The sequence below is a fragment of the Pseudomonas sp. JZ114 genome, assembly GCF_051027705.1.
Classification (GTDB): Bacteria; Pseudomonadota; Gammaproteobacteria; order Pseudomonadales; family Pseudomonadaceae; genus Chryseomonas; species Chryseomonas luteola.
In genome coordinates this window covers 648,698-671,539 of the sequence record NZ_CP069257.1, presented here as the reverse complement: position 1 = coordinate 671,539, position 22,842 = coordinate 648,698, and the positions used below count along the sequence as shown (strand labels likewise).

At 54.3% G+C, this 22,842-nt stretch carries 20 protein-coding genes and 1 riboswitch; of the genes, 11 read left to right on the top strand and 9 right to left on the bottom strand.

Annotated elements, in window-relative coordinates; genetic code table 11:
- Window positions 1-356: 356 nt before the first annotated feature.
- The 5 genes from JQR90_RS22555 (at window position 357) to ddlA (ending at window position 6,986) form a co-directional block, all read left to right on the top strand.
- Window positions 357-1,250 carry an SDR family oxidoreductase gene (locus tag JQR90_RS22555; RefSeq protein WP_074829320.1) on the top strand — a complete coding sequence of 298 codons (894 nt, stop codon included), beginning with the start codon at window positions 357-359 and terminating at the stop codon, window positions 1,248-1,250.
- Between the two features lie 11 nt (window positions 1,251-1,261).
- The gene (locus JQR90_RS22550; RefSeq protein ID WP_434140816.1) at window positions 1,262-3,064 is read left to right on the top strand and encodes a glycoside hydrolase family 15 protein; all 1,803 of its coding nucleotides are present in this window, start codon (window positions 1,262-1,264) and stop codon (window positions 3,062-3,064) included.
- Between the two features lie 357 nt (window positions 3,065-3,421).
- Window positions 3,422-5,191 (top strand): D-lactate dehydrogenase, encoded by a 1,770-nt coding sequence (dld, locus tag JQR90_RS22545; RefSeq protein ID WP_407363499.1) that lies wholly within the window; start codon window positions 3,422-3,424, stop codon window positions 5,189-5,191.
- Between the two features lie 373 nt (window positions 5,192-5,564).
- Window positions 5,565-5,756: a hypothetical protein gene (locus JQR90_RS22540; RefSeq protein WP_010798621.1), complete on the top strand. Its 192-nt coding sequence runs from the start codon at window positions 5,565-5,567 to the stop codon at window positions 5,754-5,756.
- 135 nt (window positions 5,757-5,891) lie between these two features.
- Window positions 5,892-6,986, top strand: a complete 1,095-nt coding sequence (gene ddlA / locus JQR90_RS22535) for a D-alanine--D-alanine ligase (protein ID WP_010798620.1) — start codon at window positions 5,892-5,894, stop codon at window positions 6,984-6,986.
- Between the two features lie 52 nt (window positions 6,987-7,038).
- Here the strand turns inward: ddlA and alaC are convergent, their stop codons facing one another.
- Both alaC and JQR90_RS22525 read right to left on the bottom strand, forming a co-directional pair.
- Window positions 7,039-8,274: an alanine transaminase gene (gene alaC / locus JQR90_RS22530; protein ID WP_286790833.1), complete on the bottom strand. Its 1,236-nt coding sequence runs from the start codon at window positions 8,272-8,274 to the stop codon at window positions 7,039-7,041.
- A gap of 134 nt (window positions 8,275-8,408) precedes the next feature.
- Complete coding sequence (locus tag JQR90_RS22525; protein WP_010798618.1) at window positions 8,409-8,906, bottom strand: MarR family winged helix-turn-helix transcriptional regulator; 498 nt, start codon at window positions 8,904-8,906, stop codon at window positions 8,409-8,411.
- An 87-nt stretch (window positions 8,907-8,993) separates the two neighbouring features.
- Between JQR90_RS22525 and JQR90_RS22520 the strand changes: the two genes are divergently transcribed.
- Complete coding sequence (locus JQR90_RS22520) at window positions 8,994-10,190, top strand: MFS transporter (protein ID WP_010798617.1); 1,197 nt, start codon at window positions 8,994-8,996, stop codon at window positions 10,188-10,190.
- 152 nt (window positions 10,191-10,342) lie between these two features.
- Here the strand turns inward: JQR90_RS22520 and JQR90_RS22515 are convergent, their stop codons facing one another.
- Window positions 10,343-11,095, bottom strand: a complete 753-nt coding sequence (locus JQR90_RS22515) for an SDR family NAD(P)-dependent oxidoreductase (protein ID WP_010798616.1) — start codon at window positions 11,093-11,095, stop codon at window positions 10,343-10,345.
- A 2-nt stretch (window positions 11,096-11,097) separates the two neighbouring features.
- Complete coding sequence (locus tag JQR90_RS22510) at window positions 11,098-12,258, bottom strand: aspartate aminotransferase family protein (RefSeq protein ID WP_037031147.1); 1,161 nt, start codon at window positions 12,256-12,258, stop codon at window positions 11,098-11,100.
- A 168-nt stretch (window positions 12,259-12,426) separates the two neighbouring features.
- Here JQR90_RS22510 and JQR90_RS22505 point away from each other — a divergent pair, with 168 nt between their 5' ends.
- Together JQR90_RS22505 and JQR90_RS22500 are read left to right on the top strand one after the other, a co-directional pair.
- Entirely contained in the window at window positions 12,427-13,326 is a 900-nt protein-coding gene (locus tag JQR90_RS22505) for a LysR family transcriptional regulator (protein WP_073450695.1), read from the top strand.
- A gap of 190 nt (window positions 13,327-13,516) precedes the next feature.
- On the top strand, window positions 13,517-13,897 hold the full coding sequence (locus JQR90_RS22500) for a hypothetical protein (protein WP_010798613.1): 381 nt from the start codon (window positions 13,517-13,519) through the stop codon (window positions 13,895-13,897).
- Window positions 13,898-13,903: 6 nt separating this feature from the next.
- Here JQR90_RS22500 and JQR90_RS22495 read toward each other — a convergent pair whose 3' ends face one another.
- Window positions 13,904-14,737 (bottom strand): isocitrate lyase/PEP mutase family protein, encoded by an 834-nt coding sequence (locus JQR90_RS22495; RefSeq protein WP_010798612.1) that lies wholly within the window; start codon window positions 14,735-14,737, stop codon window positions 13,904-13,906.
- A gap of 323 nt (window positions 14,738-15,060) precedes the next feature.
- Here JQR90_RS22495 and JQR90_RS22490 point away from each other — a divergent pair, with 323 nt between their 5' ends.
- Window positions 15,061-15,312, top strand: coding sequence for a hypothetical protein (locus JQR90_RS22490; protein ID WP_010798611.1), 252 nt, complete (start codon window positions 15,061-15,063; stop codon window positions 15,310-15,312).
- A gap of 95 nt (window positions 15,313-15,407) precedes the next feature.
- Here JQR90_RS22490 and JQR90_RS22485 read toward each other — a convergent pair whose 3' ends face one another.
- The 3 genes from JQR90_RS22485 to JQR90_RS22475 form a co-directional block, all read right to left on the bottom strand.
- The gene (locus JQR90_RS22485) at window positions 15,408-15,767 is read right to left on the bottom strand and encodes a DUF5064 family protein (RefSeq protein ID WP_010798610.1); all 360 of its coding nucleotides are present in this window, start codon (window positions 15,765-15,767) and stop codon (window positions 15,408-15,410) included.
- A gap of 61 nt (window positions 15,768-15,828) precedes the next feature.
- The gene (locus JQR90_RS22480; protein ID WP_434140815.1) at window positions 15,829-17,448 is read right to left on the bottom strand and encodes an L-lactate permease; all 1,620 of its coding nucleotides are present in this window, start codon (window positions 17,446-17,448) and stop codon (window positions 15,829-15,831) included.
- Between the two features lie 12 nt (window positions 17,449-17,460).
- Entirely contained in the window at window positions 17,461-18,480 is a 1,020-nt protein-coding gene (locus tag JQR90_RS22475; protein WP_010798608.1) for a 2-hydroxyacid dehydrogenase, read from the bottom strand.
- Window positions 18,481-18,792: 312 nt separating this feature from the next.
- Here JQR90_RS22475 and JQR90_RS22470 point away from each other — a divergent pair, with 312 nt between their 5' ends.
- Both JQR90_RS22470 and JQR90_RS22465 read left to right on the top strand, forming a co-directional pair.
- Complete coding sequence (locus JQR90_RS22470; protein ID WP_010798607.1) at window positions 18,793-19,683, top strand: extended-spectrum class A beta-lactamase LUT-1; 891 nt, start codon at window positions 18,793-18,795, stop codon at window positions 19,681-19,683.
- A gap of 43 nt (window positions 19,684-19,726) precedes the next feature.
- A riboswitch (Fluoride riboswitch) is annotated at window positions 19,727-19,788 on the top strand.
- A gap of 484 nt (window positions 19,789-20,272) precedes the next feature.
- On the top strand, window positions 20,273-21,580 hold the full coding sequence (locus JQR90_RS22465) for a glycoside hydrolase family 5 protein (protein ID WP_010798605.1): 1,308 nt from the start codon (window positions 20,273-20,275) through the stop codon (window positions 21,578-21,580).
- A 48-nt stretch (window positions 21,581-21,628) separates the two neighbouring features.
- Here JQR90_RS22465 and JQR90_RS22460 read toward each other — a convergent pair whose 3' ends face one another.
- Window positions 21,629-22,636 (bottom strand): TerC family protein, encoded by a 1,008-nt coding sequence (locus JQR90_RS22460; RefSeq protein WP_010798604.1) that lies wholly within the window; start codon window positions 22,634-22,636, stop codon window positions 21,629-21,631.
- Window positions 22,637-22,842: the final 206 nt, after the last annotated feature.

Below are 22,842 nucleotides of genomic sequence, written 5' to 3'. Positions count from 1 at the left end.
GCAGGAGCGCGTAATGAGTTGAGAGTAATTTTATGTAGTCTCGATTACTGGTATGAATATGCTGTAGCAAACCCATCCTGTGGACGAGCCAGCTAAAGGCTGGTGAATTTTTCTAAATATCTTTTGCGGGACGATTTTAAAGCTTCAGGCCACTTTTTATTTCCTATTTCTCTCGTCACATTACGTCCACTTAAGATCGTCAAGCACTTGATGCATTAAGTTCGGTCCAAAATCGGATGGAACCATCTCCGCAGTCAGGCTTTCCCATTTTTAGACAGCACTTGGACACGTCCGCTGTCCTTATCCAAGCCGCCTTCATCTTTTCATCGCGGCGTCACTGACGAGAGAACTATTTTATGCCTACTGATAACCAGTACACCATGCAGAATCCCCTGACCCAATATCCCCAGCCAGAATTTCCGAAGCAGCCGCAAAATCCGCCCGGTCTCGCTCAGGACATGCAGCCACGCCCTGATCACGGTGAAACCAGTTACAAGGGATTTGGACGTCTTGCGGGCCGCAAGGCGCTTATTACCGGCGCGGACTCGGGTATCGGGCGAGCAACGGCGATCGCTTATGCGCGCGAGGGGGCCGACATCGTGCTGAATTATCTGCCTGAAGAAGAGGCGGATGCGAAAGAAGTTGTACAACTGATCGAAGCGGAAGGTCGTAAAGCGGTTTGCGTTCCGGGCGACCTGAAAAGCGAGGCCTTTTGCAATGAATTGATTGGCAAAGCCAAGGATGCACTGGGCGGGCTGGATATTCTGGTCAACGTGGCAGGTAAGCAGACAGCCGTTGAAGACATCGCCAATTTGACCACTGATCAATTCGACGCCACTTACAAGACCAATGTGTATGCGCTGTTCTGGCTATGCAAGGCGGCGATTCCGCATATGCCGGCCGGTGCCGCTATTATCAACACCACGTCCATTCAGGCCGTGCAACCGTCGGAAACCCTACTGGATTACGCGCCTACCAAAGCGGCGATCACTGCCTTTACCAAGGCGTTGGCCAAACAGGTCATTTCCAAGGGTATCCGCGTCAATGCGGTAGCACCCGGACCCTTCTGGACTCCACTTCAGCCCAGCGGCGGCCAGCCTCAAGAGAAGATTCCGTCGTTTGGCAGCGAGACTGTCTTCAAGCGGCCTGGGCAACCGGCAGAGCTGGCTCCGATCTACGTCATTCTGGCTTCCCAGGAGTCCAGCTATGTGACGGGTGAAGTATACGGCGCAACCGGCGGCATGGCCTGACGGATCGCATCATGCAGACGTTCGAGACGCACCGCATTGAGGGGTACGCACCCCTGGAAAATTATGCTGCGTTAAGTGATGGCCGCTCGGTTGCCCTGGTAGCGGCTGACGGCTCCATCGATTGGTGGTGTGCCCCCAATATGGACTCACCCCCTCTGTTTGATCGTCTGCTGGATGCTCCCAGCGGTGGTTATTTTTCGATTACCCCTGTCCAACCTTACACAGCCCGACGTGCCTATCTGCAAAGCAGCAATGTACTGGAGACCTTGTTTGAGACCGACTCGGGTCAGGTCCGCCTGACCGAGTCGCTTAACAGTGGATCTGCTGGCCGGTTGCCCTGGTCCGAGCTAGGGCGACGTATCGAGGGCGTACAGGGTGAGGTAACGCTTAGTATCGAGTTAGTGCCTGGTACGCGAGGCCAGACCATCTCACCGTGGATTCGCCAGACACCGAACGGTGAAGTGATGCATATCGATGGTCTGATGGCCATGCTGTGCTACGGCGATGAGGTGGTGATTGATGAATGTACCGACCGGCTGGTGCGTGCACGCGTTACGTTGAAACAAGGGGACCGTACCGTATTGGCGCTGATGGCGGCCGAGAATGAGCCGTTGGCTGTGCCAACTCTTGAGGAAGTCGACAAGCGTATTGATCGCAGTGACATGGCGTGGCGGGAATGGGCTGAAGGTCTGCAATACCAGGGGGTTTTCAAGGAAGCAGTCATTCGTTCGGCTCTGGCGCTAAAACTCCTCTTGTATTCGCCAAGTGGCGCTATCGTGGCGGCACCTACGTGTGGGCTGCCTGAAAGATTGGGAGGCGACAAGAATTACGAGTACCGCTATGCATGGGTACGAGATGCGGTGTTTACCATCAAAGCATTCCTGCGCATTGGTGCCATGGCAGAAGCACAGGCTGCGCTGGCGTGGTTGCAGAACGTCATCCGCCGGCACGGCCATCGTCTACATACCTGCTTTACTCTGGAGGGCGATAAGGCGCCGGAAGAGCGGGTGATCAATGTGCCGGGCTATCGAAAGTCCAGCCCTGTTCGAGTAGGCAACCGAGCAAGTTATCAATGCCAGCTGAGCCTGTATGGCGATCTTTTAGAAACCACCCTCATGTATGTGGAGGGCGGTCATATCCTGGATTTTAATACCGCCGGAATGCTGGTCGAGCTGGCCAATCTCTGCGCTGATCAATGGCATTGCAAGGACGCCGGGATGTGGGAGCTGGAAGAAGAGCAGCATTACACCATGTCCAAGTTAGGCTGCTGGTTTGCCTTGGATCGAGCAGTCAAGTTGGCAGAAAAGGGTCACATTCCCGATACGATGCAAAAGCGCTGGGAGCGTGAGCGTGACCGTATCCGTAATTGGATTGATGAACATTGCTGGTCCGAGGCCAAGCAGGCTTATACCTTCTATGCCGGTACTGACAAGCTGGACGCCGGCCTCTTGCTTGCTATTCGCTTCGGCTTTGAGAGCAAGCAGCGGTTGATCACCACGTGTGAAGCAATCCATCGTGAACTGGCGCGCGGCCCGCTGGTGTATCGCTATAGCGGTGCGGAGAAAGAAGAGGGCGCGTTTCTGGCCTGTTCGTTCTGGCTGGTTGAGTCTTATGCTGTGCTGGGTGACAACGAGCGCGCCAAGGCATTGATGGAGGACGTGCTGAAGGTATCAACCAACGGGGTGGGATTGATGACCGAGATGATGGACCCCAAGACCGGCGAAGCACTGGGCAACTTCCCTCAAGGTTTAAGTCATCTTGCCATGATCCATGCCATTCTGGCCGTTGATGACCCTGCCAAGACCGAGTCCTGAATAAGAGCGGTTAACAAAACCTCTCTAATGAGCGCAGACAGACGATGCTAAGGATTGGGACAGAGTTAATAGGTATCAAGCCTGCGTTTGCCTGCACAGGCCTGACTTTTTGTAGCGACTCTAGATATTTTTCTTCCCAAGTGGCCTTGTACCCGCTCAAACCTGTAATTAACGTCTTCTTGAAGACCTCGACTTCAAATCGCAAAGCCTGACAATTACCGCATTATTTCTTTTTCTCTGAAAAGATAACGGCAGTTTCTCACGGGATTAGACCTTCGCCGCGAGTGGGTGGAAGCGCGGGTAGGCCAGGTCTACCATAGAGGAAGCCAATCTTTAGCTACTGCCTATGGAGTTCTTATGCACGCGTCATCGTCCGTCGCTCCTGCTGTAGACGACGCCATTGCTCATGACAGGGAGGCGCTTATTCACCATTTGAAAGGAGTGGTCGGCCCTCAGCACGTATTGACCGACCCCTCCCGCACGAAGCGATTTCGCAGCGGGTATCGCTTTGGTACGGGTGATGCGATTGCTGTCGTTCAGCCCGGTTCGCTTCTGGAACAGTGGGAGGTGGTCAAGGCGTGTGTGAAAGCCAATACGATTATCATCATGCAGGCGGCCAATACAGGACTTACAGGCGGATCAACCCCCGACGGCAACGATTACGACCGTGACATTGTGCTCATCAATACCATGCGCATGAAGAAGATCCAGCTGATCATGAATGGAGAGCAGGTGATCTGTTTTCCTGGGTCCACCCTTGATCAGCTGGAGCGAGAGTTGAAAGTTCACGGCCGGGAGCCTCATTCGGTGATTGGCTCCTCTTGCATCGGTGCGTCCGTGCTGGGTGGTGTCTGTAACAATTCAGGCGGTTCGCTCATCCAGCGCGGCCCGGCTTATACCCAGATGGCGCTTTATGCGCGTCTGGATGAGCGTGGTGAGCTTCATCTGGTCAATCACCTTGGTGTTGCGCTAGGCAGTACGCCGGAGGAAATCCTGACGCGGCTGGATAATCACCAGTACAGTGAAGCCGACATCGAACGTGACGCAGGGGCCGGTTCTGACAAGGGCTACACCAGCCATGTGCGGGAGGTGGATGCCGATACCCCGGCGCGCTTCAACGCCGACACGAGCCGCTTGTACGAGGCTTCTGGCAGCGCAGGAAAGCTGGCTGTTTTTGCGGTTCGGCTGGATACCTTTCCCATCGAGAAAGATACCGCGGTTTTCTATATCGGCACTAACGATACCGCCGACCTTACGGAAATCCGGCGGCATATGCTCGCCAACTTCTCGCAACTGCCCATTGCCGGTGAGTATATGCATCGGGATGCCTTCGACGTCGCAGAAGCCTACGGCAAAGACACTTTTCTCATCATCGACCGCTTGGGTACCGAACGACTGCCCAAGTTGTTCTCGCTCAAGAGCCGTTTCGATGAGGTATTCAATCGTTTCAGCTTTCTACCATCGCACCTGGGTGACCGGGTTCTGCAGGCACTGAGCCGGTTGTTCCCAAGCCATCTGCCCAAGCGAATGAAAGCGTATCGGGATCAGTATGAGCATCATTTGATACTCAAGGTCGCGGGCCCTTTGATCGATGAGACGCAGCATTATCTGGACAGCTTTTTCGATCAAGCCCGTGGTGCCTATTTCAGGTGTACCGCTGAGGAAGGGCGCAAGGCGTTCCTGCATCGCTTTGCCGCTGCCAGCGCAGCGATACGTTATCGGGACGTTCACCCTAAGGAGGTGGAAGACATCGTGGCGCTGGACATCGCATTGAGACGCAATGACCGGGAGTGGTTCGAAACGCTTCCCGCTGACCTCGATGGCAAGCTTGTCCATAAGCTGTACTACGGTCATTTCTTCTGCCATGTTTTCCATCAGGATTACATCGTCAAGAAAGGTAATGACTGTCTGGCGATTGAGCATCGCATGTGGGACTTACTGGATCAGCGTGGTGCAGAGTATCCGGCAGAACACAACGTGGGCCATCTCTACCATGCCAAGCCGGGCCTAAAAGCGTTCTACCGCAAGCTCGATCCATGCAATAGCTTCAACCCAGGCATCGGTCACACCAGCAAGTGCAGCCATTGGGCAGAGCCGGGAATACAGGCGGGAAGGGTGATTGAGTAAAGAAATTAGATGCTGAGTTAAATCAGGCGAAGAGAATAAATGACCGCCTTAGAACGGGTAACCGTGGGGAAACTAAAGCGGTCGATATAAATGTTACGTATCGAATGTTAAGAAATGATGAATGCGCGATGAAGGAAGCATGACGGCTTACCAGTATGTCTCCGATCATCAAGAACAAAGACCCAGGATTGGCATGTCTGTTTTTATCTTAGAAGAGGTAAAAGATCATAGCCATATCGCTAGATATCATTTTGATATTAGTCAATGATAAAGCCGCTGAACGGTCTAAAAGGATAGATAGACGGTATTTTCGTAATGTGATCTGCAGCACATAATAGCCCGCCTCTTTTCAGGTCTCATGGAGGGTGATGGCGTGGCGGAAAGAGATAAGGCGAGACGGCTCGTAGAGCTGCAGAAGGAAATTCGTCAGTACCAGATAAAGGTAGACCAGGCCCGCCTGCTCGTCCAGAAAACTTTTCTGGATTACTCGGAAGCCTATAATACCTTGAGTTTGCTGGAGGCTCAGCTTGAAGCCGAATGGCAGCATCAGGGCGTTAGTGCCTGACAACTGTGTTTTATTCAGGCTGGGCGATTCTGGTTCGCGTAATCAGTTTTCTAATCGATAATTCAATAGCCCCGATTTTCAAATCGCTTCTGCCCTGTATCCTATGGCTGCGTATAACGCTTGAGGAGCAGGGTCGTGAGCAAGACGCGAGTAGGGGTCATCTTTGGCGGTCGCTCTTCGGAGCATGAGGTTTCATTACAATCCGCCAAAAATATTGTCGACGCCATCGACAAGGCGAAATTCGAGGTCATTCTTATCGGAATCGACAAGGAAGGCCGATGGCATCTCAATGATGCGTCCGATTATTTGCTTCACGCTGAGAACCCCGCGCTCATTGCACTCAATCGGTCCAATCGAGCCTTGGCCCTTGTGCCAGGACAGCGTGAGCAGCAACTGATTGAAACCTCTTCTGCCCAGGCGCTGGGGCAAATTGATGTCATTTTCCCGATTGTGCACGGCCCCTTGGGCGAAGACGGTTCTCTTCAAGGGCTTCTCCGCATGGCCGATTTGCCTTTCGTGGGGTCTGGCGTGCTGGGGTCTGCTGTCTGCATGGATAAGGATGTTACCAAGCGGCTACTGCGTGATGCGGGATTACCGGTTACTCCTTTCCTAACGTTCAGCCGCCTGACCGCTGCCCGCACTTCATTCAGTGAGGTCACCGCAGCGTTGGGGACGCCGGTGTTCGTCAAACCTGCCAATCAAGGTTCGTCCGTAGGTGTCAGCAAGGCGGAAACGGAAGCCGAATACCTTGATGCGATGGCTCAGGCATTTGCCTACGATACCAAGGTGTTGGTGGAGCAGGCCGTCAAGGGCCGTGAAATCGAGTGTGCAGTTCTCGGAAACGAGGAGCCGGTCGCCAGTGCGTGCGGAGAAATCGTTGTGCACAGTGGTTTCTACTCATACGACACCAAATATATCGATGATGCAGCGGCTGAGGTCAATGTCCCGGCGGATCTGCCGTCTGCGATCAGCGAGCGCATACGCTCACTGGCGTTGGACGCATTCAAGGTGCTGGGATGTTCGGGATTGGCAAGGGTCGATGTGTTTCTGACAGCCAGTGGCGAGGTCTTGATCAATGAAGTTAATACACTCCCGGGCTTTACCAATATCAGCATGTATCCCAAGCTCTGGGAAGCTAGCGGGCTGTCTTATCAGGATTTGATCACCCGGCTGATTGAGCTGGCGCAGGAGCGTCATGCCCAGGAGCGTGCACTTAAGCATTCACGTTAGTCGAGAAGAAGGCTAAGGCAGTCCGCCTTAGCCTTTGTTCAGCCTTACAGCCTTACAGCCTTACAGCCTTTTGAGCCGCGGGTTTGGCAAGGATGCCGTCGGCCCGGAACATGGCCTTGATACCCCGCACGGCCTGACGAATACGGTCCTGGTTTTCGATCAACGCGAAGCGGACATGGTCGTCCCCGTAGTCTCCAAATCCAATCCCGGGTGAGACCGATACCTTGGCATCCGCCAGCAGCTTCTTGGCAAATTCAAGCGAGCCCAGGTGCGCATAGGCTTCAGGGATTTTGGCCCAGACATACATCGATGCCTTTGGGTTCTCAACCATCCAGCCCGCTTCATGGAGACCTTTCACCAGCACATCCCGACGTTGCTGATACTGCGTAGCAATGTCACGAACGCATTGCTGATCGCCTTCCAATGCCGCAATCGCAGCTACCTGTAATGGCGTAAATGTCCCGTAATCATGGTAGCTCTTGATACGCGCGAGCGCGTTGACCAACTCGAGGTTGCCTACCATGAAGCCGATTCGCCAGCCGGCCATGTTGTAGCTTTTGGACAGAGTGAAGAACTCGACGGCGATGTCCTTGGCACCCGGTACTTGCATGATGGACGGTGCCTTCCAGCCGTCGAACACGATGTCGGCATAGGCGAGGTCGTGAACGACCAGAACGTTGTATTGCTTGGCCAGGGCGATGACGCGTTCGAAAAACTCAAGCTCAACGCATTGAGCCGTGGGATTGGATGGAAACCCCAGGATCATCATCTTTGGCTTGGGAATACTTTCGCGAATAGCCCGCTCAAGCTCGGCAAAAAAATCCATACCCGGTACCAGCGGTACGGAGCGTACCTGGGCACCTGCAATAACAGCACCATAGATATGAATCGGATAGCTGGGGTTGGGTACCAGTACCGTGTCGCCGGCGTCCAGGGTTGCCAGCATAAGATGGGCGAGACCTTCCTTTGACCCAATCGTGACGATGGCTTCGGACTCCGGATCAATTTCGACTGAATAACGATCCTGATACCAGCGCGAGATGGCGCGGCGCAGGCGAGGGATGCCTTTAGAGCTGGAGTAGCCGTGAGTGTCTTCACGCTGGGCGACCTGGCACAGCTTTTCCACAATGTGAGGCGGTGTGGCGCCGTCCGGATTACCCATGCTCAGGTCGATGATGTCCTCGCCACGACGGCGAGCGGCCAGCTTGAGTTCAGCGGTAATGTTGAAAACGTAAGGGGGGAGACGATCAATACGCGTGAAGCGACGCATGGAGCTGGAGTCAGCCATGTTTTCCTCGATAGACGTAAGCGCCCGGAACCGTCCGAGCGACGCAGGTCACAGCATGTGACGTGACATGACTGTAGCCGAGAGAAAAGCGAAGCGGCATAGACAGTTTTCTTTTTATTTAATGACCTTCTGTATTACACACCCTTCGAAAGGCCTGCGATCAGCTTGCCCAGGAGCTGATCCAGTTGATGCTGTTCTGCAGCGGTCAGTGCGGCCAATACCTGGCGCTCGTTTTCAACATGTGGCGCCAGCATCTCATCGATCAGCATTCGCCCTTTGTCTGTCAAGGCGACCAGTGTACCGCGGCGGTCAGAGGGGTGTTTGCGCCGTTCTATCAATTCGGCGCGCTCCAGACGATCCAGGCGGTTGGTCATGCCACCTGAGGAGATCATTGCCGCCTCATAAAGCGCCGTTGGCGTCAATGCAAATGGCTCTCCCGAGCGCCGCAGGGTGGCCAATACATCAAACTCGCCCGGATGCAATTCATAGCGGGCAAAGTAGGGGTTGATGTAATCCCGCGTAATCAGCTGGGCAAGCTCGCCAAATCTCCCCAGGACCTGCATAGGGAAGGGGTCTATATCCGGCCGTTGAGTTTTCCATTGCTGAGCAGCAAGCAGGGCTCGATCAGTCATGTTGTATCCTCATATCTTGACGTTAAGATACTTTGTATTAAGGTAATTATAGAGAGGTCAATCCAGACAATCAAAAAGGAGTTGTGCATGACTGCCTCGAACCACACCTGTAGAACCTGGCCAGTAGTGTTGGCCCTGATGCTGGTCAGCCTTAACCTAAGGCCCATCCTGGCTGCGATTGGACCATTGCTCGATGAAATCCAGCATACGACTGGGCTTACCAATGCTTCGGCAGGTCTGCTGACGACATTGCCCGTATTTGCAATGGGCGTGGGCGCCTTGTTTGGCTCATGGCTTCAGGTGCTTTTGGGGGAATATAAAGGGGTTATGGCTGGCGTAACGGCGATTGCGCTGGCAGGTGTATTACGCTGGCTGCTGCCTTCGACAACCGGGCTTGTCTTGACGGCCATGCTTGCAGGGCTGGGTATCGCGTTGGTACAGGCGCTACTGCCCGCTTATATCAAACGTCACTTTCCTACCCGTGTAGGTATGCTGATGGGCCTTTACACCACCGGTATCATGGGTGGGGCCGCGCTTGCTGCAGCGTCAGCGTCGCCGCTGACACAGATCACCGGTAATTGGGAAATCACTTTTGCCCTGTGGTCCGTTCCTGCAGTCCTGGGTGCGCTGGCGTGGAGGCAGACTGCCTCACATGAAACTGCACCAGCCGCCACCGCGCCCGTCCGGCTCCCGTTGGGTGCCGGTAGAGCCTGGTTGCTGATGGCGGCTTTTGGTATCGGTACTGGTGCGTATACATTGGTACTCGCCTGGCTCCCGCCGTTCTATGTTCAGTTGGGGTGGTCTGCAGCTGACAGCGGCTATCTGCTCGGCGCACTGACGCTAACGGAAGTAGCAGCAGGGCTTTCCGTATCAATGTTCATTGGTCGCTTTCCTGATCGGCGTGTTCCGTTATTAGGTATGTTGCTGCTGATATTGGCGGGGTTGGCAGGACTCGTGATCGCGCCCTTGTCAATGGCCATTCCCGCCGCCGTATTGCTCGGTATCGGAATCGGCGCACTGTTTCCGCTCTCCCTGATCGTGACTATGGATCACGTCAGCGATGCCAAAGGCGCCGGCGCATTGATGGGGTTCGTACAGGGGGGCGGTTACATCATTGCCAGCGGTATGCCCTTCCTGGCGGGGTTGATACGAGAGCACTCAACCAATCTTTCCCAGGCATGGCTGCTGATGGCATTCGGTATTGTGGTGCTGATGGCAATCGTGATGCGTTTTAAGCCTGCCGCTCAGTTCGAGTCTCATAGCTGGCGTTTACAGCCTCGCTAGGTGCTACCTTGGCGGTCAGTCTGGTCCAGCACCGACCGCCTTTCCTTTTAGGGTAGCTGACTCGCATCCCGGTTTGAGTCGAGCGGCTGCGTGGCAGAGGCAACGAAGCCTTTCTGGACCCTCTGGAGATAAAATCAGATAGGGTTCGTATGTCAGTGTGCAAAATAATGCATACCGCCATCTACCGGAATAACCGCGCCGGTGATGTAGCGTGCCAGTGGTGAGGCGAGAAACGCGATCAATGCAGCAACGTCTTCAGGCTCGCCAAAATAACCGGCCGGAATATGACGCTGAACGAAGTCGGCCCTGGCTTCAGCAGAAGGGTGCAGCTGGGTCATGACCTGCCTGCTATGGATTCGACCCGGCGCAATACAGTTGACGGTAATGCCTTGCACGGCGACCTCACAGGACAGTCCCTTCGACCAGAGATGCAGCGCACCCTTGGCTGCGCTCGCCGCGTTCAGGCTGCGCGGCTCCATGGACCCGCTGATTGAAATGATCCGACCCCAACGTCTGTTCTGCATAGCAGGAAGTACGGCATGGGTCAGCCGCCGGGCTGCAATGAAATTGAGCAGAAAGGCTTGGCGCCACTCCTCTTCGCTTGCCATCAATGCGACAGGACGCGAGGCGCCCGCTGCATTGATCAGAATATCAATGACGCTGCCTTCGATCGCTTCAAGCACGCTGTGCAACGCATCTTCATCAGCCAAGTCCCCTGTAAGAAGCTTTACGGTAGGGGCGCCCAGTATGGACGCCTCACAAGCAACGGCCTGCAACCGCTCCGTATCCCTGGCAAGCAGAACGAGGTTGACACCCTCGGCAGCCAATAGCTTTGCAATACCAGCCCCTATACCAGCGCTTGCATCTGTGACCAGCACCGTCTTGCCATCAAGACAGATATCCATGGTTACCACTCCTGGCTAATCAGATCGTGTATGGCGTCCGCAAGCGTGTCGACTTCCGCTTCGCTGATGATCAATGGCGGTAACAGGCGAATAGTATTTTCCCGCGTAACATTGATTAGCAGGCGATGCCGGTCAAGCGCCCGTTGCATCAATGATCGGCAGGGCTTATTCAATTGAATGCCCAGCAGGAGACCATGGCCGCGTATTGCCTGAACCTGTAGGAGGTGGCTCAAGCGGTTCTCGAGGCGGTCCTTGAGCTGTGTACCCCGTTGTGCCGCATGCAGGACCAAGCCTTCTTCCTCGATAACATCCAGCACAGCACATCCCACTCGGCATACGAGCGGATTTCCACCAAAGGTACTGCCATGGCTTCCTGGTGTGAAAAGATCGGCAGCAATGCCAGCTGCCAGGCAAGCGCCAATAGGCAAGCCATTGGCAAGCGCCTTGGCGATTGTAACGACGTCGGGTTGGATGCCTTCATGTTGATAGGCGAACCAGGCACCTGTACGACCCATGCCGCTCTGAATTTCATCCAGCATGAGCAACCAGCCGTTGCGCGTGCAATGCGTGCGTAACGCGGTGAGGTAACCCACGGGTGGCGTTATCACGCCGGCTTCTCCCTGAATGGGCTCAATCAGCAATGCTACAATCTGGTCACCATACCGTTGGGTTACGGCGTCAAGTGCGTCCAAGTCACCAAACGGTATCCTGACAAAGTCATTGATCAACGGCCCGAAGCCGTTGCGAACACTAGGGCTGTCGCTGGCGGATATCATGGCGAGTGAGCGCCCATGAAATGCATTTTCCATCACGACCACCTTGGGTGTTAAGACGCCTTTATGCTGAGCATACCGACGGGCAAGTTTAAAAGCGGCCTCGTTGGCCTCCGAGCCCGAATTGCCAAAGAATACGCGCTGCATACCCGTAAGTTGTGTCAGACGCTCGGCCAACTCGTGCTGCCAGGTAATGCTGTAGTGATTGGAGGTGTGCATCAGCAGGTCGGCCTGCTCCTGAATGACTTGGGTAATCCGCGGGTGGGAGTGACCTATATTGGTTACCGCAATACCCGCAACAGCATCCAGATATTCAATTCCTTGCTGATCCCAAACTCGCGTTCCCTTGCCCCTTACAAAGCTGACCGTCAACGGGCTATATGTCTGCATCAAGGGCAGGGATGAGCCTGTAAATGCAGACGTCTGGCCAAATGCGAAGGTAGAGGTTGAAGAGATAGCTGTCATAAAGCCTCCTATTAGAGAAGGCTTGAGTATCTTTATGTAGCAATATGAGATAAACGCTATGATTGTTCTATCACTTTGAATTCAGGCTTTAAAATGGATCTTTATCAAGCCATGACGGTGTTTGTACGTGTAGTCGAAAGCGGCAGCATGACTGCAGCAGGTGAACAGTGTGGATTGTCCACTACGATGGTCGGCAACCATCTCCGCGCGTTGGAGAAGCGCCTCGGCATGAGTCTTTTGCGCAGGACTACTCGGCGGCAAAGCCTGACAGAGTTCGGGTCGGTCTATTATCAGCGGTGCGTCGAGGTGCTGGGTCTCGTAGCCGATTCGGAGCGTCTGGCTGAGCAGGCGCAGGCTAACCCTCATGGAGTCTTACGTCTCACGGCACCGCCCACGTTTGGCTCGGAATGCCTGATGCCTGCCTTGGCAGACTATCTGGCCCAGTACCCAGAAATCAGGCTCGACGTGGTATTAACGGATCGAGTGGTCGATCTGGTTGAGGAGGGTTTCGATGTCGCCATTCGCCTGGGCACGCTGGATGCGTCACGGCTCATTGCCCGACCACTGATGGACTATCGCCTGACGATATGTGCATCGCCTCAGTATCTACAGCGGCATGGTTACCCAGAACGGCCGGAAGAGCTTTCCCACCACGAATGCTTGTCCTTCGCCTATCCTGCCGGCACGGAGTGGCGATGGACCGAAAAGCGTTGGTGCTTGAGCGGACCGGAAGGCGAGGTTTCCATCGATATCAGTGGCCGTGTCATAGTCAATAGTGCCCAGGGGCTTCGGCAGGCCGCGCTCAGTGGGATCGGGATCGTTATGCTACCTAACGTCCTCGTGTGGCAAGATCTGCAGCAGGGCAGGTTGGTCAAGCTGCTGGACCATTATCAATTGCCCAGCAGACCCATGCACCTAGTCTATTCCCAGGACCGTTATCGCTCACTCAAACTCCGCAGTTTTGTTGATTATGCGTTAGAGGCATTTAGGTAAGGAGGCTGCTCTCCGCTCAAACATAGCTGTTGCCAACTGGCACAACTGTTGCTTTTATCCTGCTGCCCTTAAGTTAACGCCTCGATAACCGATACGTATAACAGGTGGATCATGTGCTTAATGACTTGTCAATAACACTGGTCGAGCGAATTGATACTGAACATTCAGATGTAGTTCATCACGATCAATCATGAAAACACGTTATACAGGCACGGCGGACAGATTGCTAAATCCTGCTGCACAGCAGGAGGGTAGCGCTTTTGATCTTACAAAGGATGAATATGCGTTCATCAATCTGATCCTGAGGGAACACGCGTCCAATGATGGACGTGCAGATGGTCAAGCGACAGACGCCAATTTAATGACTGATCTTTCAGATACAGAGCTGAGGAATGAGTTTTCCAATCAGGCCCAGATGCTTGATGCTGCCATGACGCTGATCGATGCTTCCTCTTTTTCCGGTCAGGAAACACTAGAGCAGGCGGCCCTCGAATGCCTCAAGCTGGCACGTGCCCTGGTTGGGCAGTTGATGGGCCAGCCTGGAAGCAATGAGGTACCTTCAGTAGGATGATGCGTTTTACTCTCCGTCTCTGTTCATCCAGCTGTTGATTTCTGCGAAAGAAACGGCGCTTTCGGCAAAGCCGAATGTGCCTTCATCGCGAGCTTCCAACGCCGCTGCGATAAATCCACTCCATGCCGCTCGCGCCAATGAGCTACCCAGACTTATCCGTTTGACTCCCGCTTCGGCCAGCTCACTCACGCTATAGTTCGCTCCAGACAGGCCCATCACAACATTGACTGGCTTGGATACGGACTCGCAAATCAGCCGTATGGCTTCCAGATCAGGCAGCCCGGGTACATACAAGACATCTGCTCCTGCTGCTTCGTAGGCTTGGAGACGCCGCACCGTATCATCGAGGCTTGCACCACCACAGGTATAGGTCTCAGCACGTGCGACCAGCATGAAAGGGTAACCCAGCTCCTTTACGGCTTCAGCTGCAGCCGCGATACGCTCCACCGCATGGTTGAAATCGTAGAGAGGCGAGCTTGCGTTGCCGGTGGCATCCTCGATCGAGCCGCCTGCCAGTCCTATTTCAGCCGCCCGCTGTATCGTTTCGCTCACTGCTTCTGGCGAGTCACCAAAGCCGTTTTCCAGGTCTGCGCTGACCGGCAGGTCGGTTGCCAGAACGATACTTTCCGCATTGGCCAACACGCAATCACGGGAAAGGCTCCCGCGTGCATCCTGGCGCCCCAGGCTGAAGGCTAATCCTGCGCTGGTCGTTGCCAAGGCCTCGAAGCCAAGCCGGCTCAATATGCGGGCGCTACCGGCATCCCATGGATTGGGTAGGATCAGCGGTTGATCATACGTATGAAGCTTCTTGAAGAGTGCCGCTTTCTCGAAAACATCCATGGCTAGGTCCTTTCAGGCTCAATAGTCAGGTAATTCTTGCAGCTGCTTTGACGACGTGCAGTCAAACCGGGTCCTGCATCTTGACGCAGTCATTGCTGGAGCAGACCGCCGTCTGTCAGCGGAAACAAGGGATGCGATTTCCTGAACTGAATTGAGACGGAGTCGACTAATCTCATCAATGGCCTATGGAAGCGACAGCTGGCACTAAACTCTTTTAAACGTCGTGTCTCAAAGCTCGCGTACAGGGATCCATCGTCAGGATCTTCACTTTCAGGGCATTTTTATCAGAGCCGCGCCCAGGCTCAACATTATGGATATGCCGAATGGACGCCTACGCCGTGCTTAATGAAGAGCTTACCCTTTTAGCCAGCAGCGACTCACTGCCACCCTATGACCGTAAGCTTGCCTCATCGATTCTCTATCGCCTGCTGATGGAAGAGTCAGGCGAGATGTCTCAGATCTGCCGGTCCTCCATTCTGACCGTTCTGGCTATGTTGATTCGTGAAGATGTTGAAAAGAACAACAAGCAAGCCATCGCAACGACCAATCAGATTCTTGAGCGTATCAAGCAGTAATAAAAGTCCGCCTCATGCGCCTGAGTTCTAGAGCTCAGGTAGGCATCGACTCGGACAGGCGATAAAGCTGGAGCTGTTAAACGCTCCCTGACAGCTTACTCACCACCTACCAACCGGTCGAGATCTATGGGATCTCCCGGCTGGGTATGCAGTTTTCCTCTTAAATCTTCAAACATCTGGTCGTAATCCTCGTGATGCGTAAAGACGCTCGCCTTGGGTAGAGGCACACCATAGCGGCGCAGGCGATGATCAATTTCCGCCAGGAAGTTATAGGCTTCGTCTCGGTGCATGGAAAACTTTTCTTCTACCGCACGTTGGCCCACGTGGCCTGAGAGATGAAAGTGAGCATGCTGGTTTGAGGAAACAGGGTCGACCGTATATTCCAGCAGCAAATGCATGGCAGGAAGGTATCCATTGGCAACCTGATCGACTTCAATGCGGCCGGGCACGAACATGAGCAAACTCCTGAAGAAATGATCACTAACTTTTCAACGCTGCTGGTGGATGATGTAACCGTCAAATCAGCAGCGACAGTATGAATGTCCAGACGCAAACATACGCCAACAGTGCCAGGCTGTACTGAAGCACCATTCTCATAATCGAAGATTCAGCGCCTACCTGATCCACGGCGGCTGCGGCAATGGCGATCGACTGTGGTGAAATCAGCTTGGCCATCACGCCGCCGCTGGTATTGGCGGCGACAAGCAGTGCCTGGCTGGTGCCAATCTGAAGCGCTGTCACGGATTGCAGATGGGCAAACAGCGTGTTGTTGTTGACCACCGAGCCGGTGATAAAAACGCCCAGCCAGCCGATAGCAGGAGAAAGCAGTGGAAAGATGCTTCCGGTTTCTGCCAAGGCAAGCCCGATGGTAGAAGAGGCACCTGAAAAATTGGCGATATAGGCAACACCCATGATGAGGCAGATCATGATCAAGGGACGCCACAGCTCTTTTATGGTCTGCTTCAACTGCTCGCCTGCACCCTGCCATGAAAGCGTAGGAGAAAGCAGTGTGGTTAACAGTACTGAAAGTAGAATGGCTGTTCCCGGCGCGCTGATTAGCGCAACGCTCCAGGTAGCGGGTAAGGTATGAGCTACAGCGGCAATTGGTGGAATTTCTTCGATCTGCTGATGAAGAAACGGGGCATTCAGTTTGAGCACACTGGCCGCCAACGGGCCCTGCGCTGCAAACAGCGATTTGAATGCGGGCAGACTCCACAGCAGCACGATTCCGGTCAGAATATAAAAAGGCGACCAGGCTGCCAGAACCTGCATCAGAGACCAACGCTGTGTAGAGCGTGGCGGTGCGTCAGACTCGCGATAGATACGGCTGGGCTGCCAGACCTGCATGAACAGCGCAAGGGCTCCCATGGATACAAGCGGGGCGATGATATCCACCAGCTCCGGTCCTAGCAGATACAGCGTAAGCGTCTGCAGACCACTGAATAGCACGCCGATCAACAAAAGGACCGGCCATGTTTCACGGATGCCACGCAACCCATCCAGTACCAGGATCAAGAGCGTCGGAATAAGCAGGGTGGCTGGCTGAACAATGGCGATCATCATCAGCGCCATGTCATCCAGCGGCACAGAGCCTTGTTGCGCGCCAACAATTACCGGGATTCCGATGGCGCCATAGGCGCCAGCCGCAGCATTGGCCAGCAGGCACAGCATGGCAGCCTTGAGCGGCTTGAAACCCAACTCGACCAGAAGCGCCGCGCAGATGGCAATAGGTACACCAAAGCCTGCAGCACCCTCGAGAAAGCCACCAAAGCAGAACGCAATCAAGATGACCTGAATGCGCTGATCTTCAGAAATGGTGGCAATACTGCCACGGATGACATCAAACTTGCCGCTCTTGACTGCCAGTTTGTAAAGCCACACCGCCATCAGCACGATATAGCCAATCGGCCATAAACCGTTGGCGATGCCCAACAGTGCGGCGCTCAGGATTTTGCCAAGGGGCATGCCGAACAGAAACAGAGAGGAGACCACGGCAATGCCCAGGGTCAACAGGGAGGCGGTCAGCCCTTTCAACTTGAGAAGCGTCAGTGCTGTCAGAAAGAACAAGATAGGAACAGCGGCCACCAAAGCCGAGAGATAGGCGTTACCAAGCGGGTCGTATAGTTGTTGCCACATGACGGGGCTCCCTTAGCGGCCGGCCGGATCCCTGTTGATCAGCACATTGGAGCATGCTGTCCCGTTCACCAGGCATTCCAGGTTACGGAGTGTCACCTCGGAAATCTCGCGTAGCGCTTCGACGGTAAAGAAGCCCTGGTGTCCGGTCACAATCACATTGGGAAAGGTCATCAGCCGCTGGAAGACATCGTCATCAATGATGTCGGATGAGCGATCATGGAAGAAGAGGAAACTTTCCTGCTCATACACATCAATGGCCAGGGCGCCTAACTGACGGCTCTTCAGTGCCTCTATAACAGCGGCCGTGTCCACCAGTCCGCCGCGGGAGGTATTGACGAGCATGGCGCCGGGCTTCATCTCGGCCAAGGTGCGTTCATTGATAATGTGGCGGGTTGCGTCCATCAAGGGGCAGTGCAACGTCACGATGTCCGATTGTGCCAGTAGCATGTCGAGGTCAACGAAATCCCCAAGCGTCTTGAATTCAGGCGCAGGCATGGGATCGTATCCCAGCAGGCGACAGCCAAATCCTTTCAGGATGCGGGCCGTTGCCAAACCGATTTTGCCGGTGCCGATAACCCCGACCGTTTTGCCATGCAGCGTAAACCCCAGCAGCCCCTCCAGCATGAAATTGCCTTCGCGGACGCGGTTATAAGCCCGATGCGTATGCCGGTTAAGCGTAAGGATAAGCGCAATGGTGTGCTCGGCCACTGCTTCGGGTGAATAGGCAGGGACACGCGCAACAAAGAGTCCTAGTCGCTCGGCAGCGTCGAGGTCTACATTATTAAAACCTGCACAACGCAGGAGAATCGCATTGACCCCATATTCCTTGAGTGTTTCGAGAACAGGCGCATCGAGTTGATCGTTGACGAAGGTGCAAATGGCGTCGCTGCCCTGCGCGAGCGCAACGGTTTGAAGCGAGAGCGGGACATTTTGATAGGTGAACTCGAAGTTGTGATGAGCGAAATGGTGTCTATTGGCTTCGTCAAGAAACCGCTGATCGTAGGGCTGGGCGCTGAAAACAGTGATTTTCATGCGATCTCCTCAAGTCACAAAAGAACGAAGTGGTCGTCCCACGTCTGCTACTGCACGGCCAGTATGGCAATGCCCACGTCTGATACAGATACCCCAAGCCTAGACGAAACCGTCTAGGCTGCTACTTCAACATGGGGTTCACTGAGCCTAAGCACCAAAACTGCGAATTGTGCAAACATCCTGAGAAAGCTTGTGCTGGTAAGCCGACTTCCATCAGCGCTACGCTTGCACCGTTTCCCTACTGGTTACCGGCGACGTGACGTCTGTAACCAGTAGGTTGTTTTCCTACATAGTCGATTACGAGCCCGCGCCATGAATGTCATCCTGAACCGTCGAACGTTTTTATTGGCTAGCGCTGTGGTGTCTGCGTCTTATTCGCTAGGTACGCTGGCTGGCGCTAATCGGGATGATGCTTCCTTTCAAGATCGGCTGGCTAAGTTGGAGCAGCAGCTGAACGGACGGCTTGGAGTATGCGCCATCGATACCGCAAATGGAGCACAGTTGGGCTATCGCGCCAATGAGCGGTTTGCCATGAACAGCACGTTCAAGGTCATGCTCGCCTCAGCGTTTCTCGCCCGAAGCCAAGACGAACCGGGGCTCCTCGAAGAACGGCTCACGTACACCCGGGCCGATCTGGTCACATACTCTCCCGTGACGGAAAAGCACGTTTCCACTGGGATGACCGTTGCCGAATTGTGCGCCGCAGGCATTCAGTACAGTGATAACACCGCGGCCAATGTGCTCATGAAAAAGCTGGGGGGCCCTGAAGCGGTCACCGCATTTGCCCGTTCGATAGGCGATACGCATTTTCGCCTCGATCGGTGGGAAACCGAACTCAATTCGGCTATTCCGGGAGATCCTCGTGATACGAGTACCCCTCAGGCCATGGCAATGAGCCTGCAACGTCTGGCATTGGGTGACATGCTGGCTGCGGATAAACAGCATCAGTTGCAGGCGTGGTTGAAAGGCAATACCACAGGTGGCAAGCGTATCCGGGCCGGGGTACCGGCTGGCTGGCAGGTAGGCGATAAGACAGGTACGGGTGATTACGGCTCGGCCAACGACGTGGCTATCCTCTGGCCGCCTCGCCGTGCACCCGTTGTGCTGGCTCTCTATTCCGCTCTTGAAAACCAGCAGGCGGAAGCGCGCAATGACGTACTGGCCGATGCGGCGCGCATTGTGGCTGAATGGGTGACAGGCTGATTCCAGCCCATACGCTACGCTCATGCGCAGCGGGTAGTTAAACTGGTGTACAGGAGATGGTATTTCTCCTTTAACTGCTCTTGGGGTAATGATGCCTAAGAACCCTGTCTAGAAGGGTTCGTAGGCATGTGCCTGTACCTTTCCGCCCACATCAGGAAAGGTCAATCATGTACGTTTCTTTTCCCGCCGTTGTAACCAGTAGCTCTCCTAGCTGCGCGTTGCACTTTTGGCTTGGTGTAACGCTGAATGGGATGTTTCCCTCCTTCCTATTGGAACGCTATTCACGACCGGTCTGGGGCCTTGGATCATCGATACGCTATTCAGAGAATGTCGCACGTGGAGGTGTGATCAATCTTCTAGGCCGGCTTCGCCTGAACCCAAAAGTACATCTGGCGCACAACATTGCGTCAAATCTCATGAGGCATATCGTGAAAGCTAAATAACTATGACGCTGCTATCACTTTGATTTCAAACGTAGCGCGTATAGTTCTTCCTGGCCTTCCTGCGCTGCGCTGGAGAGGCCTTTACCTCCGCATTCTGTTTACACAGAGGCGGGAAGGGAGACATCAACTCATGCAAGGAAGCTGCTATGAAGGGTGCGATCTTAAAGCCCCGAGGTTTTGCCGTGGCCGCCATAAAGGTAGTGCTGGCTGCTGGATTGTTATCCGCGTTGTCAACGGCCGAAGCAGGCATCGACCTGGTAAGTCTGAACATGTCGGGTGCAAGTTTTGCAGCCGAGGTGCTGCCGGGCGCTAATGGCTTTAACTACATCTTTCCTACGGAGCAGTATTTCAAGGCGTGGAGCGCAAAGGGCATAAAGACCATTCGTTTCCCCATCCTGTGGGAACGTCTGCAGAAAACCACCTACGCATCGTTTGATCCAACTTATGCTGGGCTTGTAACTCAGACGCTGGACTACGCCCATAAATACAATATGCGGGTTATTCTGGACCTGCATAACTTTGCGCGGTACAAGAATCAGCTGATTGGCAGTCGAAACGTCCCGCTAGACGCGTTTCGTGATGTCACGTATCGAATGGCAATAGCATGGGGAAGTCACCCTGCCTTATTCGCCTATGACGTGATGAATGAACCCTATGCGACCTCGGGTACGGTGGCGTCCATCATGCAGGCGGGTATCGATGGTATTCGCCGCATCGATAATACCCATTACATATTGGTGGAAGGTGAAAACTTCTCCAGTGCCTGGCTATGGTCGTCGTCTTCAAGTGCAGGTCTGCTTTCCGTCAAGGATCCGGCCGACAAGATTCTTTATTCAGCGCATACCTACCTGGACGATAACAACTCTGGCACTTACACCAATCCTCGGGATGCTGGGATGAATGATCCTATGGTTGGTGTCAATCGGGTCAGGCCGTTTGTAGAGTGGTTGAAAGCCAACAACAAGAAAGGCTATCTGGGAGAAATCGGCGTTCCGAACAATAATCCTGCCTGGTTACCTGCGCTCGACAATACCCTCAAGTACCTCGCTGAAAATTGTATCCCTGCCTCTGTCTGGGCTGCCGGGCCAGGATGGGGTGACGACTATGTATTGAGTGTGGAGCCTGTTGACGGCAAGGACCGTATCCAATGGCCGATCTTGCGTAAATACGTGGAGACTAGTAATTCGTGTGTGTCTATTGGGCCACAAAAAGCGGCAAGCCCAACTCCGCCTGTGCCCCAACCCAAGCCTGAGCCGCAACCTCAACCAAAGCCCGTGCCCATTCCACAGCCAGTACCGGCTCCACAACCGCAGCCCGTACCTGAGCCCGCGCCAGTACCTCAGCCTGCACCGGCTCCCCTACCTAAGCCATTCGTTTGTCAGTTTGCACTGACATCATGGCTTCCAATCTGCCAGGCAAAGACAAACACGCACGCCTATTGGTGGCATTGGTAAGGCAGAAGCCCTGGCGAGTAAGGCGCCAGGGCTTGAGCATTAACCTGATCAGCGCTCAGCGTTGGGGCGCTCGATCTTGGCAGGTTCCGTTGACCGGGTTTTCCAGAGTGATACCAGTACGCCACCCGCCAGCAAGCTCAGCGTTACACTCAATGACAAGGCGGCAGGTATTTTGCCAATGATGCCCACCAGGAAGATCTTGCTTCCGATGAACACCAGAACCAACGCCAGCGCATACTTGAGGTAGGCGAAGCGATGAATCAGGGCAGCCAGCGCAAAGTAGAGTGCACGCAAACCCAGGATCGCAAAGATGTTCGAGGTGTAGACAATGAACGGGTCCTGTGTGATCGAGAAGATCGCCGGTACGCTGTCCACCGCAAACACCAGATCAGCACACTCAATCAGAATCAACGCGAGGAACAACGGTGTTGCCCACCAGACTGTGTGACCGGCAGCATTAGGTTTCCTTACAAAGAAGTGCTGCTCGTGCAGCTCATTCGTAACGCGCATCCGTCTGCGCAAGAACTTGACCAGGACGTTATCTTCCAGGTTTGGAGCTTCATCCACCTTGGCGAACAGCATTTTGATGCCGGTGACGACAAGAAATACCCCGAACACATAAAGGATCCAGCTGAACTGATGGATAAGGGCTGCGCCCAGGCCAATCATAAGCGCTCGGAGGACGATTACACCCATGATTCCCCAGAACAGCACCTTGTGCTGATACTGTCGAGGAATGCCAAGAAAGCTGAAGATGATCGCCATGACAAACACATTGTCCATGGAGAGCGACTTTTCGATTAGAAAGCCGGTCAGGTAGTCCATGCTGGCGTCACTGCCTTTCTGGAACCATACCCATACGGCAAACAACAGGCCCATGCTGATATAGCCTGCCGAGAGGAATAGACTTTCCTTGATCCCTATCTCGTGATTGTCACGATGCAGAACCCCAAGATCAAGCGTGAGCAGGGTGATGACGACAGCCAGAAATGCAAGCCACAACCATGTGGCCGTACCAAGAAAATCGGCGAACAGAAACGCTTCTAGGGTGTTCATGAGCCCCTCCTTACAGTCGAAGTTGTACCAGCTGTGACTCCGACATGGCGGTAGGAACCGTCAGAGGGGCCCGGCGTCACGCTGATTACGTTAAGTCCTTTCCTGCAGCGTCTCAACTGACAAGTTTGACAAAACGTTGCAACTTTATGAGGGGAAAGAGCAAATGCGGGCGAACAGAAAAGGCGGCGTGAAGCCGCCTTTTTCAA

Bases quoted from the DNA above. Each gene is read 5' to 3' on its own strand.
- JQR90_RS22555 (WP_074829320.1), top strand. From the start codon at position 357: ATGCCTACTGATAACCAGTACACCATGCAGAATCCCCTGACCCAATAT.
- JQR90_RS22550 (WP_434140816.1), top strand. From the start codon at position 1,262: ATGCAGACGTTCGAGACGCACCGCATTGAGGGGTACGCACCCCTGGAA.
- dld (WP_407363499.1), top strand. From the start codon at position 3,422: ATGCACGCGTCATCGTCCGTCGCTCCTGCTGTAGACGACGCCATTGCT.
- alaC (WP_286790833.1), bottom strand. From the start codon at position 8,274: ATGGCTGACTCCAGCTCCATGCGTCGCTTCACGCGTATTGATCGTCTC.
- JQR90_RS22525 (WP_010798618.1), bottom strand. From the start codon at position 8,906: ATGACTGATCGAGCCCTGCTTGCTGCTCAGCAATGGAAAACTCAACGG.
- JQR90_RS22520 (WP_010798617.1), top strand. From the start codon at position 8,994: ATGACTGCCTCGAACCACACCTGTAGAACCTGGCCAGTAGTGTTGGCC.
- JQR90_RS22515 (WP_010798616.1), bottom strand. From the start codon at position 11,095: ATGGATATCTGTCTTGATGGCAAGACGGTGCTGGTCACAGATGCAAGC.
- JQR90_RS22510 (WP_037031147.1), bottom strand. From the start codon at position 12,258: ATGCAGACATATAGCCCGTTGACGGTCAGCTTTGTAAGGGGCAAGGGA.
- JQR90_RS22505 (WP_073450695.1), top strand. From the start codon at position 12,427: ATGGATCTTTATCAAGCCATGACGGTGTTTGTACGTGTAGTCGAAAGC.
- JQR90_RS22500 (WP_010798613.1), top strand. From the start codon at position 13,517: ATGAAAACACGTTATACAGGCACGGCGGACAGATTGCTAAATCCTGCT.
- JQR90_RS22495 (WP_010798612.1), bottom strand. From the start codon at position 14,737: ATGGATGTTTTCGAGAAAGCGGCACTCTTCAAGAAGCTTCATACGTAT.
- JQR90_RS22490 (WP_010798611.1), top strand. From the start codon at position 15,061: ATGGACGCCTACGCCGTGCTTAATGAAGAGCTTACCCTTTTAGCCAGC.
- JQR90_RS22485 (WP_010798610.1), bottom strand. From the start codon at position 15,767: ATGTTCGTGCCCGGCCGCATTGAAGTCGATCAGGTTGCCAATGGATAC.
- JQR90_RS22480 (WP_434140815.1), bottom strand. From the start codon at position 17,448: ATGTGGCAACAACTATACGACCCGCTTGGTAACGCCTATCTCTCGGCT.
- JQR90_RS22475 (WP_010798608.1), bottom strand. From the start codon at position 18,480: ATGAAAATCACTGTTTTCAGCGCCCAGCCCTACGATCAGCGGTTTCTT.
- JQR90_RS22470 (WP_010798607.1), top strand. From the start codon at position 18,793: ATGAATGTCATCCTGAACCGTCGAACGTTTTTATTGGCTAGCGCTGTG.
- JQR90_RS22465 (WP_010798605.1), top strand. From the start codon at position 20,273: ATGAAGGGTGCGATCTTAAAGCCCCGAGGTTTTGCCGTGGCCGCCATA.
- JQR90_RS22460 (WP_010798604.1), bottom strand. From the start codon at position 22,636: ATGAACACCCTAGAAGCGTTTCTGTTCGCCGATTTTCTTGGTACGGCC.